Genomic DNA, 14,143 nt, shown 5'->3' with positions numbered 1-14,143 from the left:
ATACAAAAAGACTCCACTATTAGCCAAAGGCTAGAACGGAGTCTTTTTAGTTTTGATCTAGTTAACTTTATAGATGATTAACTTTAAAGCTTAAGGGTTACACCTTTCGCATGATCAACGCCTGCGCATTGAGCATCGCTTCTTTGGTGCTGACATCTAAGATTTTCACATTCGCAAAGCGCTCAACTTCCTTAATCGCCACATCGTGAGCGAAGATCACCAACCTCGCCCTTTCAATATCTTTCTGGGTAATGCGATTACCTATTCCGTTGGCACCTTGGGTCTCAACCTTTATCCGAACTCCAAGGTGATGGGCCGCCTTTTCTAAAGACTTAGCCGCCAGGAAAGTGTGGGCAACACCAGATGGACAAGAAGTGATCGCCAATACATCTGCTTGCCCTTCTTCCGTTACCGAACCACAGGTCAACTGATTAGAATTCACTTCACCTTCGACCACGTTCTTCTTCAGAAGAATCACGATCAGGGCTGTCGTTAGAGCCCCCGCTAGTGTGCCAACGATATAGCCAATCTTGCCATCAACCACTGGCAACACTATCCATCCACCCCATGGTGCATGGTTCACTACATGGAACATAAAGCCAACCACGTTACCGACAATGCCACCAGCAACAACCGCAGGCAGAACGCGCGCAGGATCGGCGGCAGCAAAAGGAATCGCGCCTTCACTGATGCCAATCATACCCATGATACCCGCCGCTTTACCTGCTTCACGTTCGTCTCTTTTGAATTTCTTTGGCGATAAGAAAGTCGCCAATGCCATACCTAGCGGTGGCGTACAAATCGCTATCCCGACACCGCCCATCAACCATGGTTGAGTATTCACCTGAGTTTGGGCAAACAGCGTTGCTACTTTATTGATCGGGCCGCCCATATCAAAGGCCGTCATTGCACCTAAAATACTGCCCAATACCATTTTTCCGGAGCCTGCCATGCCCGTGAGCATTTGGTTCATCTCAAGCATTACTTGAGCTATCGGAGAGCCAATCACCCACATCACCGCACCACAGGTCACGAAGGTGCCGACTAATGGATAGATGAAGATAGAGCTCAGCGAGATCATGCTGTCTGGCAGTTTGATCTTCTTAAGTAGATTCACCACAAAACCAGCGAAGAAACCGACCACAATTGCACCGAGAAAGCCGGTATTGTATTGATTCACCGCAACCCAAGAACCAATCATACCGGGCGCTAAACCCGGTTTGTCGGCCATTGAATACGCGATGTAACCACCGAGCACCGCTGTAAACAGGGTTAACCCCGCGATGCCCATCTGTGCGATGTCAGCCAGAACTCCGCTCTCAGGCACTGCACCATGACCCGAAATCATCACCGACAAAGACAAAAGCACACCACCTGCAACCACGAAAGGAATCATGTGTGAGGTGCCGTATAATAAGTGTTCTTTGAGGCGATTAAGAGATTGTGCCCAAGGGCTTAGTGGTTCGACATACACTTCATGATGGCTAGATGCGTAGCTATCGAACGATTCTGAATTGGCTTCAAGAAACAGCTCTTGAGCTTCCTCGACAGACTCCACCGCCTTTAATTTTGTAACAAAGCCATCTTCAATAAGCCTGGTCGAAATCTGAGCCAGTACCTCGATATGGTGGTCGTCGTTGTTGTCTGGTGAAGCGAGCATAAAGAACACATCCGACAGCTCGCCGCCGTCTGCGCCATAATCGATGCCAGAACGGCTGATACCTACCGCCACCGCAGGTTTAGCTACGGCAGCACTTTTCGCGTGTGGAATGGCGATGCCATCGTCAAAGCCAGTATTACCGATGGCTTCACGCTTCCAGATGTCGTCAAGGAATTCACGTTTATTAGAGAGCTTACCGGCACGGTCGAGCAGTTCAACAAGCTCTTCAAATACCGCCTGTTTTGAGTCTGCTTGTAAATCCAAACAGATAATCTCGGGCTCGATAATGTTGGTGATATCCATATGCTGCTCTGCCTCGCCTGATTTCAGACTGAAGTAATTACGTAAGTGATAAGGTTAATAAGATGAAAAGATTAACGGTGTGAAGGCACTCAATATATAGGACGAAAGGTGCATTAACTGGATTATTGTAACCAAGAACTCAGAGTGTGACTTTCACCTTGGAATAAAAAACGCCAATCCATAAAATCCACAGAACCCATAACAATATCGTCCCTCCGCCATGCGAGCTTTCTATACTGGATTTTCCATGCAAGATAGCTTTTCCAAGGTAGCTTCTGAAAGGTAGCTTTTGTAACGTAACAGGGACGAGATTAAGCCGAGAATAATAATGAGAATTGTAGCGGTAACTGCGTGCCCTACAGGCATTGCGCACACCTATATGGCAGCTGATGCTCTAAATAAAACAGCCCCTAAGTTCAACGTTTCAATCAAGGTTGAGACGCAAGGCGCTATGGGTATTGAAAACTTACTGACAGCCCAAGATATTACCCTCGCAGACAAAGTGTTGATCGTCTCTGATATCGACATCGGACAACTAAGCCGATTTGACCCAGCTAAAACCGTATTTGTTCCAATGGAAGAGGTGTTGTTGAGTGTCGATAAAGTTTTTATTAAGCATTGTCGAACTTAAGCTTTTGATGAACGAATACCAGATCACCTTCTTCGTTAACGATCCTGCCGCGAACTCACATGTCGCACAGCCGCTGACTCGCTTAGCGAAGAAGTTCAAAAGCAACATCCGCATTATCAACATCACTCAAAATCGAACCGCTGATCTCTCCAAATCCGTTGCGATGCTGCAAGTAGGTTTACTTCGTGGTGATTTGTGTCAGATAACCGCGGTTGGGATTGATGCGGAGCTGGCCTGTTTCGTTCTCAAAGATGTAATTGCTGAGCATTACGACATGGTTGGCTCACAAGTGAACCATGAATTCTCTAAAGATTTAATCCAGCGAATGCCACAAATATGCCCGCCTTGTGACATCAAATGGCACCACGCTAAGGCGCAAACCCAACTGACCAAATTTGAGTGCTTAAAAGGGCTCGCTCACCTTGTTTATCCAGAAGATCCAGATGAACTGATTCTGGCATTTATTAAGCGGGAGGAACGCTCTTCAACCTGCGTGTCACCAGGTATCGCACTGCCGCATGTGATGTTTGAATCGACTCAAGATCTCTCGATTGCGGTTATCGTCAGTGACGACCCAATTGACTGGGCATCACGTATCGGCGAAGTGCATGTGGCCATTGCTCTTGTTCTGCCAACCAAGCCACAGCGTGAGCACATTGTCGCGGCGACCAACCTAACTCGAAACCTGCTTCACGATCAGGTCAATGAACGTCTGCAAAAGACTCGAAGCAGTGTCGACCTACAAGCTCTGCTGATGTACATCTCGTCACGCCTGATTTGATTACCAGCTCGTTAGTTCTAGATGGATCCTCGATATTCAGTCGGGGTTCTTCCGGTGCGGTTTTTGAATACTCGGCAGAAGTAATTCACATCCTTAAAGCCACAACGTACCGACACTTCATTGAGCTTGAAATTGTATTTCTTGAGCATGAACTTGGCGCGGTCGATTCGCACACGTGTAATGTATTCAGCCAGCGTCATGTGGCCTTGTTGACGAAACATTCGCGACAAATGGTTGGATGAAATACTAAAGCGCAAAGAGATGCTGTCTCGCGTGATCTGGCGGTGGAAATTCTCTTGGATATAGATACAAATCCCTTGATACACATCCTGCACGCGGCTGTGAGATTTCTCGACAGGCGCATCCAACATCGTCTTGCTGTATTGGAGCAGAGCTTGCAGCAATAACTCATCCATCGGCTGCTTGTTGCTCTCTCTCGCTAACGAGCTAAGCGCCTCCAAGATGTTATCAATCGCAAACCCTGATCGAGTCTGAATACTGTGTTTTTGGATATCGTAAAAGCTCTCTTCCCCTTTGCGCTTACTCACCAAGCTTAAACCAAGCTGACGACGCCCAAACAACATACTCAGTACCGAACAATCAGTATCCCAGTTCGGCTTGTTCCAACAGTTAGGCGGGATGAAAATCGCGTCTCCGGCTTTGGCAATAACGTTGGTGATCTTGCGATCATGACTCTCCATTTCATTAATATACTCTCCGTCTAATACCAACTCTAAGCGCGGAAAGTTCACCTGATAGCTGCACGCTGAAGGCGTGTGAAAATCTCCAGCAAACCAGATGTTATGAAATGGTTCTCGCTCATTTAATACCGACGAGATTAGGTCATGAAATATCATTGTTTCGAACTCTTAAAAGCAGCAATAACGCTACGGGAATAGATATACTCCTTAGTGAAACATAGCGCTATTGAGCAAAATCACAATTTGAGATCTAGGTTACAAAAATCCAGTAGTGGAAATAAATCTCCAGTCTAAGGCCAGATTTAGAACACTGTTATCATGATAGAAAAATCAATCTAAGCCCTTATCAATAAAAGCGTTATAACCTCATAAAAGCTGTCAACACTCCCCCAAACAGGCACTCCTAACCGATCAAAATCACACTCCATTTAGAAGGCAACAATCATCCAGTAAATGCGTTTTTTCTTCACTACAGCAGGCACCGAATCAATTTCAAAATACCCCTAACAAAATAAAAACAGAGTAGGGGTTCATTATGATCACAACACTGATCAATCAAGATTTGATTAAGCTTTCGCTAAGCGCCAATTCCAAAGAAGATGTATTTAAAGAGCTGATAGAGGTGCTGTACACACAAGGTCGAATTTCAGACAAAGCTCAGTTTCTTGCCGACATTAAAGCGCGAGAAGAACAAGGCAACACTGGCTTTGAAGAAGGCATTGCCCTGCCACACGCGAAGAGTAGCGCGGTAATCAAACCTGCGGTTGTTATCGGCGTGCACAAAGAAGGCATCGACTACGGAGCCGATGATGGTCAGCCTTCAAAACTGTTCTTTATGATTGCTTCTCCCGGTGGCGGCGACAATCACCACATCGAAGTATTGGCCGAGCTTTCTTCAAAACTGATTGAAGAAGGTTTCATTGAAAACTTCATGAATGCCGATTCCGAGCAAGCTGCATTGGAGCTGTTACTGACTAAACCAGAGCCAGTTCCAACCGAAGAAACGACAGAAACCCAAGGCTTCATCATTGGCGTGACAGGCTGTCCAGCTGGCGTTGCACACACCTATTTGGCAGCTGAAGCGCTAGAGAAAGGCGCAGCGGCTCTTGGCTACGATGTTAAGGTCGAAACCAACGGTTCTATCGGCGTTAAAAACAGCCCAACTCAAGAAGAAATTGAACGTGCCGACGCGATTGTGGTGGCTTGTGACAAGCAGGTCGACATGGCTCGTTTTGCTGGCAAACGCGTTATCAAAACCAACGTAAAAGCGCCAATCAAAGACGCACAAGGCTTGATCAAACAAGCACTCAACGCGCCAAGCTACCAAGCTGAACAAGCACCGACTAACCAATCTGTTGCAGAGAAAGCCTCGCAAGCACGTTCAGACCTTTATCGTTACTTGATGAATGGCGTATCTCACATGATCCCATTCGTAGTGACAGGCGGCCTTTTGATTGCCCTAGCACTGGCTATTGGTGGCGAGCCAAGCGAATCTGGCATGGCGATTCCTGCTGGCAGCATGTGGAACCAAATCCTAGAAGTGGGCGTGGTTGCCTTCACCCTGATGATCCCAATCTTGGCCGGCTACATTGCTTACGCGATTGCTGACCGTCCTGCTCTAACCCCTGGCTTGATTGGCGGTTGGATTGCCAACAACGGTTCTTTCTATGGCGCTGACGCAGGTACTGGCTTCATTGGCGCAATCATCGCCGGTCTATTAGTGGGTTACTTCGTTAAATGGATTACCTCGTTTAACTACCACAAGTTCGTTCAACCGCTTGTGCCTATCATGATCGCTCCGATCACTGGTTCTCTATTCATCGCAGGTTTGTTCATCTTCGTCATTGGTGCACCTATCGCTGGGTTGATGGATGCCCTAACTGCCCTACTTACTAGCATGAGCACAGGTAACGTGGTTCTGCTTGGCATCGTATTGGGTGGTATGGCTGGTTTTGATATGGGTGGCCCATTCAACAAAGTGGCGTTCCTATTCTCAGTCGGCATGATTGCCAGCGGTCAAACTCAGTTCATGGGTGCAATGGCATGTGCTATCCCTGTCGCTCCGCTAGGTATGGCTATCGCAACCAGACTTGGCCGTAAGTTTGACCTGTTCGAATCTTCTGAAATCGAAGCGGGTAAAGCAGCAGGTGCGATGGGCTTAGTAGGTATCTCTGAAGGTGCGATTCCTTTCGCGGCTCAAGACCCGATGTCGGTTATCCCAGCCAACGTACTTGGCTCAATGACTGCTGCGGTTATGGCGTTCTCATTCGGCATCACCAACAGCGTTGCTCACGGTGGTCCAGTGGTCGCTCTACTTGGCGCAATGAACTACCCACTGCTAGCACTGGTATGCATGGCGTCTGGTGCGGGCGTAACTGCGGTTACTTGTATCGCACTTAAAAACCTACGCAAAGCCAAGCTAGCAACAGCAGCGGCTTAAGCCATTTCAACTCCAATGGCTTGAGCCCACTCTACTCTCGCATTTCATTAAGCCGAGTAGAGCTCAAGCCATGTTTCCCTTCATGGTGATTTCGATGTCTGATTTTTCTTTAGCGAACGATTCGTTCGTACAACGTTTTTTCTACCCTATGACTAATGTGATTCAAAACTACGCATGGGGTAGCCCTTCTTCGTTTAGCCAACTGTTTGGCATAGATAACCAGTCTGGTGAGCCGCAAGCAGAGATCTGGATGGGCGCTCACCCTAATGGTTGCTCAATGGTAAACGACAACGGGCAGCAGACCACATTATCGAGCTTGATCTCTAAGAACCTAAACCTGTTTTTAAGCGAGAAAGTTGCAAGTCGTTTTGGCGAGCTGCCTTACCTATTCAAGGTGTTAGCTGCGGAGAAGGCACTGTCTGTTCAAGTCCACCCAAACAAGCAGCAAGCGGAATCTGGCTATGCTCTTGAAGAGCAGCAAGGTATTCCGATGACCGCAGGCAATCGTAACTACAAGGATCCGAATCACAAGCCAGAACTGGTGTATGCCCTAACCGACTACACAGCAATGAATGGCTTTAGGTCGATCAGTGAGATCCTTGAGCATTTTCATTACCTCGACATTCCTGAGTTACATTCGATGGTAAACGATCTCGCGGGCGATCAAACACCCAATGGCTTAGCCTGTTTTTTTGCAAGCTTATTGTCTTTGGAAGGTGAACAAAAAGGCATGGCGCTGACCATGTTGATCATGAAGGCCAAGCTTTCTGATAAACGTGTATTCCAATTGATTTCAGAACTGGAAAACCAATACCCAGGTGATGTCGGCCTGTTTGCTCCGCTACTATTGAACGTGATTACGCTAAAGCCGGGGCAAGCCATGTATCTGGACGCTGAAACCCCTCACGCTTACATCAAAGGCACAGGCTTAGAGATCATGGCGAACTCAGACAATGTGCTGCGTGCTGGGTTAACGCCTAAGTACATGGACGTGAATGAACTGGTTTCTTGTACACGATTTAACGAAAAGCCCGCGGATAGATTATTGCTCAGCCCGATTGAGCAAGGTGATGTGATGGAATACCAAATCCCTGTCGAGGATTTTAAGTTCTCTATCGTGCAAAATTCGCATCAACGCCAGATCACGACCGAAGGTGCCGAGATCCTATTGCCGCTCGACGAGTCTATGGTGCTCACTCATCAATGTGGTGAAACCTGCGTGATAGAGAAAGGCCATTCGGTATTCGTTCCGGCTTATGCTGAGAGTTACAAACTGGATTGCGCTGGACGCGTAGCGCGCGCTTACAGCTAACTCCCTCAGAACTCAGTACACACTGTTCATGCCCTGCTTTTGCGGGGCATTTTTGTTCCTACAAAAAGTTATTTCAACACCGAAAAACGCCATCAAATATGACCCATCTCACACTGGATGAATGATGCAAATCACACTTAATTTTGCTGGATACAAATGTACAGTGAAGGGCTTTTATTTGCTATTTCGCGAATCGGGTTAATCCATTAATTTTAATTCAAGAACTTCAAGAGTGAATGAGTTAATAAATGATCACACAGCTAACTAACGTCAACTTAATTAATAACAACCTTAAAGCGAATAATAAAAAAGAACTGTTTGAAGAATTGGCAAGCATGTTATTTGAGAACAACCGAATCAGCAGTAAAGAAGCCTTCTTGGCAGACATTGAAATTCGTGAATCTCAAAGCATCACCTCAATGGACGGCATCGCTTACCCACACTCAAAAAGCAAGGCTGTAACTGAGCCTGCCATTGCTGTTGGTGTTAAGCGTCAAGGTATCGAGTATGGAGATGAAGACGGCATCAATCCAACCGTGTTTTTTATGATTGCCTCACCAGATAACGGTGCAGACCATCATATTTATGTACTACAAGAACTATTTGGAAAATTCAGCGATGAATTTATTCAAGATATCCATAACGCAGAAGACGAACATCAAATCCTTAATATTTTAATTAATTCATAAGGCGTAGAAAATTATGAGCACCCTAACAACTCAAGCTACGAATACCAATAATAAAAACAGTAGTAGCGACTTTAAAAAAATCCTTAGTACCATGAAAGGCCACCTGCTTTTCGGAACCTCACACATGCTACCTTTCATCGTAGCCGGTGGTGTTCTGTTGGCGTTAGCGGTCATGGCATCAGGCAAAGGTGCGGTTCCAGCAGACGGCTTGTTGGCAGACATCTCTAATATCGGTATCAAAGGCCTTGTTCTTTTCCCAATCATTCTTGGCGGCTTTATTGGTTACTCAATTGCGGATAAACCAGCACTGGCACCTGCGATGATTTCTTCAGGCATCATGGCTGACATGGGCGGCGGCTTCCTTGGTTGTATCGTGGCAGGCTTTATCGCTGGTGGCGTGGTGTTCCAACTTAAGAAGATCCCACTTTCTACCAACATGACCGCGCTAGGTGCTTACTTCATCTATCCGCTTCTAGGCACGTTAATCTCTGCCGGCATCGTACTGTGGGGTATCGGCGAGCCAATCAAACTGTTCATGTCTTCAATGAACGAGTTCCTAGCTTCAATGGCTGGTGCATCTAAGATGGTTCTGGGCACAATCCTTGGTGGTATGACGGCGTTTGATATGGGCGGCCCTATCAACAAAGTCGCGACCCTATTTGCTCAAACTCAAGTAGACACACAACCGTGGCTAATGGGCGGCGTAGGCATCGCGATTTGTACACCACCTCTAGGCATGGCATTGGCAACGTTCCTATTCAAAAACAAGTTCTCTAAACAAGAGCAAGAAGCAGGTAAAGCTGCAGCAATCATGGGTTCTATCGGTATCTCTGAAGGCGCTATCCCGTTCGCAGCGAATGACCCAATGCGCGTACTTCCTTCAATCGTTGCCGGTGGTATCGTGGGTTGTGTGTTTGGCTTCATGACAGACGTTCTACTTCACGCACCGTGGGGCGGCCTAATCACTGCGCCAGTATCAAGCAACATTCCAATGTACGTGGTCGGTATTGCGCTTGGCTCACTAACCACAGCAGTTATCGTTGGCTTCTGGAAACCGGTAGCGGTAGAAACAGAAGAATACATGGTTGAAGCACCAGTACAAGCTCAAGTGGCACCTGTAGCAGGCGAAGGCGAGTACGACATCGTAGCTGTAACATGTTGCCCTTCAGGTGTTGCACACACCTTCATGGCAGCGAAAGCACTAGAGAAAGCAGGCTTAGCCGCAGGCCTTAAGATTAAGGTAGAAACTCAAGGTCAAAACGGCATTCAGAACCGCATCACTGACCTAGATGTAGCGAACGCAAGACTGGTTATCTTGGCTCACGATATTCAAGTGAAAGACGCTCACCGCTTTGCTAACGCGAACGTGATTGAGTGTTCAACCAAGGAAGCAATGAAGAAAGCCGCGACTATGGTGGCTATCTAAAACCTGAAACAAGTTAGAAGATAAAATTACTACCCCCTAGTAACTAAAATCCCCATTCGTTTTGTCAGCGAATGGGGATTTCTTATAGTTAGGCCAACAGCATCCTTCTCGATACAAGTCATCTGTATCTCTGTAGCCTAGATGAAAAAGTATTAAGTTATGTTGTTGAACATGGTTCTATTTCAGAGGTGAGACTTTCTTTCAACTGCTTATATGGCATCGGGTAGCCCAGATAATAACCTTGGGCTTGTTCGCAATTTAACGTTTTCAAAATTGACAGTTGTTGAGCATTTTCAACCCCTTCAGCCACAACACTAATGCCAAACCCTCGCGCTATATCAATGATACCAGACGTTATAGCTCTAGAACGATAATCATCTTCTAACCCACTGATGTAACTGCGATCGACTTTGATTTCATCTACATCCAATTTGCTAAATATACCAAAAGACGTGTAGCCAACACCAAAATCATCTATCGAAAAGGACACCCCTTGTTTTTTTAACTTCTGAACAGCGATTGCACACTGATCTATATCTTTCAAAATAGCGGTTTCAGTGATTTCCAGACAAAGTAAGCGAGCAAACTCGGGATCCTTTCGTAGATATTCGTCCAGATGGTTCATGTCATCAACGCTATTTAGCTCTACCGCTGAAATATTGACCGAGACACTATTAAGCTCATTCCCTAGCAAGCCATTAGCCCTAAGTTGTGACGCAGTCTTCTCTAGAACTAACGTAGTCAAATCACGACAAAAATAATTCTCTTCTGCTAGCGCGACAAAGATATCCGGTGAAACGACACCATAGCGCTCATGCGTCCAACGAGACAACACCTCCACACCTGCGACGAGTCTACTTTCAATGTTGAATTTAGGCTGAAACACAATATCAATCGCTTTGTCATCAATCGCTTTACGTAATTCTTGCACCATTTCTTGACGTTGCGTTCAAGCTCAGTGAGTTTTGGGTCATGAAATTCAATCGTGTCCTTGCTTTTCTTTGCTTCAGTTAAGGCGTGGGTAGCAGATGCCATGAGTTGCTTGGCATTATTCCCATCCGAGGGGAATAGAGCAGCGCCAATACAACAAGTGGCGTGGATATCATAACGATAAGCACACTGGTTAAATCTACGATGTACGAGGGCAATGTAGGATTCAATATGCTCCGTGTGGTTGAGTTTAACCAAGCACGCGAAGCCATCTGAGTGCACTCGTGATGAAAGCGGTTGATGCTCTATAGGAAGTTCAATAGATCGTGCGATATCTTTTAAAAATGAATTAGTATTCTCGAATCCGATCTGGTCAGCGACAGATTTGAAGTTATCAATGTCTAATAAGAAGAGGACATAATGGTCACTGGCTTGAGAATTTTTCAGTCTTTTATTTAAATATCGATAAAAGACTGAAGGGCTATGAAGTCCAGTCACACTATCAAGATCGTTAGCGTCCTCTAAATCTCGATTATTTTTCTGGACCATTACCCATAATAAAATAGACGTTAGAATGATAAAGATCAGACCTTTAACTGTCTGAGCTAAGGCGTGTTCGTATAGATTATTTGATAGTGACTCAACTGCGAGATCAGAGAATAAAACCCATAATGATGACAGTATTAAGTAACTGAATACTATGTTGACCGGATATCTTTTTGTCTTGTTCATCGTTAGCTGCTATCTCTCAGTCTAATGTGTCATGACTTATATGTTATAAATTGCTCATAACGTAGCACCAACATAAATCGCAATCTACCGCTCGCGTTTTTATTTTTGATTTTTATTTACCGATTTTCGTTATCACTTTGCGCGACGAAAACCTTTTAGGGCTAAAACATGCGAAAAACAATTTGTGTGGATGTTGGCTCTTAGTCAAACTAAGAACTGCCGATCGCTTTTGTTGATGCCGGGTATGACTCTTCAATCACAATTGTATTTCGTCCTTTTAGCTTTGTTTGATAAAGCGCGCGATCGCACGGTCTTTCCACTTTTCATTTTCTGATAGCAAGCTAATACCAAAACTAGACTTAATTGTTAGAGTTGGCTATTGCTCAAGTTTGATCTTCTGAATTGCTGAGCGTAATTTCTCTGAAAGGGCTGCACACCAGTTGCCAATGTTCTTGAAACAATCGCTCGCAATGAGTGTCTTCGCTTTCGACCTTGCCGTTGGTCAGCTCGATATCGACATTCTGACAAGGGTTAGTTGATGGCCAGTCCACCAGCTGAATATTAAGCCTGATAAAAGAGTATTTTTTATAAAAGGATGGCAGGCGAGGAAGGTTTCTAAACTTTTGAGCTGTTGGCTAACCGCCGCTTGCGTGACACAAAGCTCTCGGGCAGCCGCGCCAATGGAACCAAGACGAGCAACAGCTTCGAACGCAACAAGAGCACGTAGAGGGGGTAACATGGCTTCACCTGATTGAAATAAAAGTGAAAAATACTTCAATCAGGTTTCAGTTTTTTGCGGTTCTAGTTACAGATTAATGACGAAGGGACATTGATCAGATATTTATGATCAACGTCCCTTTTCTTTATTTCATGTTCTTAGCGGTGTGTCGCCGCGTGAATCAAACGCAATTACTCTTTGATGTAGAGATCCTTAGAGTAGATACGCCCTTCCACATTGTTTTTCGCAAAACCACCAACACTTGGTCGCACTAGGCGAGCCTGCATGTAGTAGTAAATTGGTGCGATCGGCATATCTTCTGCCAACAACTGTTCTGCTTGATCATAGAAACCTTGGCGATCTTGTTCACTGGTTGCAGCTAAGGCGCTGTCCATTGCTGCGTCGTACTTGTCGTTATTGTAACGAGCAAAGTTACCCGAAGAACCAGAGCGCAATAGGCTCAAGAAGGTTGATGCTTCATTGTAGTCACCACACCAAGAGGCGCGCATCACATCAAAATCACCTTGGCGACGCGATACCAAGTAAGACTTCCACTCTTGGTTTTCTAGTTCAACTTGTGCGCCTAAGTTGCCTTTCAGCATTGATGCAATCGCCACTGCAATCGACTTGTTCGATTCGCTGGTGTTGTAAAGCAGTTTGAAATCCAACGGGTTAGACGCATCGTAGCCCGCTTCTTTCAGTAGCTCTTTTGCTTTTTGATCACGTTCCTTTTGAGTCCACGTACTGTATTCAGGTTGTGTCGCATCAAAACCAGCCGTGTACTCATGTGCAAAGGTATAAGCTGGTAAGTTGCCCACCTGAGTCACACCATTGGTGATAACGTCACGCATCATAGAATAAGAGACGGCTTTACGTACTCGCGCATCATCAAAAGGTGGTCGCGTAGTATTGAATGCGTAGTAGTAAGTACACAGCAAAGGCACGGTAGTAAACGCATCTTGGTATTTGCTTTTAAGCTGCTGCGCCATGTGTGTAGGCACGTCCGAAGTAATATCGACCTCGCCCACTGCATAACGGTTAATCGAGGCATTCTGATTCTCAAACGGAATATAAGTTACTTCGGTTAAGTGGGTATCTGAACTGTCCCAGTATTTTGGGTTCTTCTTCAGTTCAATGCGCTCGTTCACCACCCACTCGTCTAGTACGAATGCACCATTACCAACAAATTGCTTAGGATCGCTCCACGGCTTGTCGCTACTTTCTAGGGCTGCTTCGTGTACTGGCATCATGGATGTGTGGCCCGTCATCGCCACAAAGTAAGGCACTTTACTATCGAGTTCGAACTTCACCGTGTGTTTATCGACTGCAGAGATACCTAACTCTTCAACGGGCTTTTTGCCTTCGGCTACGTCAGCAATGTTGTTGATTTGGGTGAGCTTGAGATACCACACATTCGGCGATGCCGTTTTAGGATCGACCGCGCGTCTTATCGCATACACGAAATCATCAGCCGTTACCGGATCGCCATTCGACCATTTCGCGTCTTTACGCAGGTGGAACACAAACGTCTGGTTGTCTTCGGTTTCCCAAGATTCCGCGACACCTGGAGTAATATTGCCATCACGATCTTGAATCACTAAACCTTCAAACAGGTCACGTAGAATGTGCATTTCTGGCAGGCCTTCTGCTTTCGCAGGGTCAAGCGTCGCCGCTTCTGCATCGTTAGCACGAACTAAATGTTGTTCTTTCGCCAGAGAAGTTCCCGCAGGCAATGTGTCAGCAACGGCAGTTACTGAGATAAAAGGTGTCAATAGAGATGAAATGAGTAAAGCCGTTGAATGTTTCTTAAAATCCATATG

The 14,143-nt window shown here is 45.8% G+C and carries 9 protein-coding genes and 2 pseudogenes; 6 read left to right on the top strand and 5 right to left on the bottom strand.

Going from position 1 to position 14,143, the window contains the following annotated elements; all coding sequences use genetic code 11:
* Positions 1-97: 97 nt before the first annotated feature.
* Positions 98-1,963: a fructose-specific PTS transporter subunit EIIC gene (locus AB4583_RS10090; RefSeq protein ID WP_372117218.1), complete on the bottom strand. Its 1,866-nt coding sequence runs from the start codon at positions 1,961-1,963 to the stop codon at positions 98-100.
* Between the two features lie 328 nt (positions 1,964-2,291).
* Between AB4583_RS10090 and AB4583_RS10085 the strand changes: the two genes are divergently transcribed.
* Both AB4583_RS10085 and AB4583_RS10080 read left to right on the top strand, forming a co-directional pair.
* Positions 2,292-2,594 (top strand): PTS fructose transporter subunit IIB, encoded by a 303-nt coding sequence (locus AB4583_RS10085; RefSeq protein WP_136979973.1) that lies wholly within the window; start codon positions 2,292-2,294, stop codon positions 2,592-2,594.
* A gap of 7 nt (positions 2,595-2,601) precedes the next feature.
* Positions 2,602-3,375: a PTS sugar transporter subunit IIA gene (locus AB4583_RS10080; protein ID WP_017070486.1), complete on the top strand. Its 774-nt coding sequence runs from the start codon at positions 2,602-2,604 to the stop codon at positions 3,373-3,375.
* Positions 3,376-3,392: 17 nt separating this feature from the next.
* Here the strand turns inward: AB4583_RS10080 and AB4583_RS10075 are convergent, their stop codons facing one another.
* Complete coding sequence (locus AB4583_RS10075) at positions 3,393-4,232, bottom strand: helix-turn-helix transcriptional regulator (RefSeq protein ID WP_372117216.1); 840 nt, start codon at positions 4,230-4,232, stop codon at positions 3,393-3,395.
* 379 nt (positions 4,233-4,611) lie between these two features.
* Here AB4583_RS10075 and AB4583_RS10070 point away from each other — a divergent pair, with 379 nt between their 5' ends.
* The 4 genes from AB4583_RS10070 (at position 4,612) to AB4583_RS10055 (ending at position 9,943) form a co-directional block, all read left to right on the top strand.
* Positions 4,612-6,516, top strand: a complete 1,905-nt coding sequence (locus tag AB4583_RS10070) for a fructose-specific PTS transporter subunit EIIC (RefSeq protein ID WP_372117214.1) — start codon at positions 4,612-4,614, stop codon at positions 6,514-6,516.
* A 94-nt stretch (positions 6,517-6,610) separates the two neighbouring features.
* Complete coding sequence (gene manA / locus AB4583_RS10065) at positions 6,611-7,828, top strand: mannose-6-phosphate isomerase, class I (protein WP_017069784.1); 1,218 nt, start codon at positions 6,611-6,613, stop codon at positions 7,826-7,828.
* 248 nt (positions 7,829-8,076) lie between these two features.
* Entirely contained in the window at positions 8,077-8,517 is a 441-nt protein-coding gene (locus tag AB4583_RS10060) for a PTS sugar transporter subunit IIA (protein WP_372117213.1), read from the top strand.
* 13 nt (positions 8,518-8,530) lie between these two features.
* A complete protein-coding gene (locus tag AB4583_RS10055; protein WP_372117211.1) occupies positions 8,531-9,943 on the top strand; it encodes a fructose-specific PTS transporter subunit EIIC in 1,413 nt (470 codons plus the stop codon).
* Between the two features lie 157 nt (positions 9,944-10,100).
* Here the strand turns inward: AB4583_RS10055 and AB4583_RS10050 are convergent.
* The 3 genes and pseudogenes from AB4583_RS10050 to AB4583_RS10040 form a co-directional block, all read right to left on the bottom strand.
* Positions 10,101-11,605, bottom strand: a pseudogene (locus AB4583_RS10050) (putative bifunctional diguanylate cyclase/phosphodiesterase).
* 425 nt (positions 11,606-12,030) lie between these two features.
* Positions 12,031-12,344: pseudogene (locus AB4583_RS10045) on the bottom strand (LysR family transcriptional regulator); the annotation flags it as partial.
* Between the two features lie 170 nt (positions 12,345-12,514).
* Entirely contained in the window at positions 12,515-14,140 is a 1,626-nt protein-coding gene (locus AB4583_RS10040; protein ID WP_372117209.1) for an ABC transporter substrate-binding protein, read from the bottom strand.
* Positions 14,141-14,143 lie beyond the last annotated feature (3 nt).

It is taken from the genome of Vibrio sp. 10N.222.49.C12 (assembly GCF_041475025.1).
GTDB classification, from domain to species: domain Bacteria; phylum Pseudomonadota; class Gammaproteobacteria; order Enterobacterales; family Vibrionaceae; genus Vibrio; species Vibrio crassostreae_C.
Note: the sequence above shows the minus strand (reverse complement) of the source record. Positions and strands in the feature narration are given on the sequence as shown.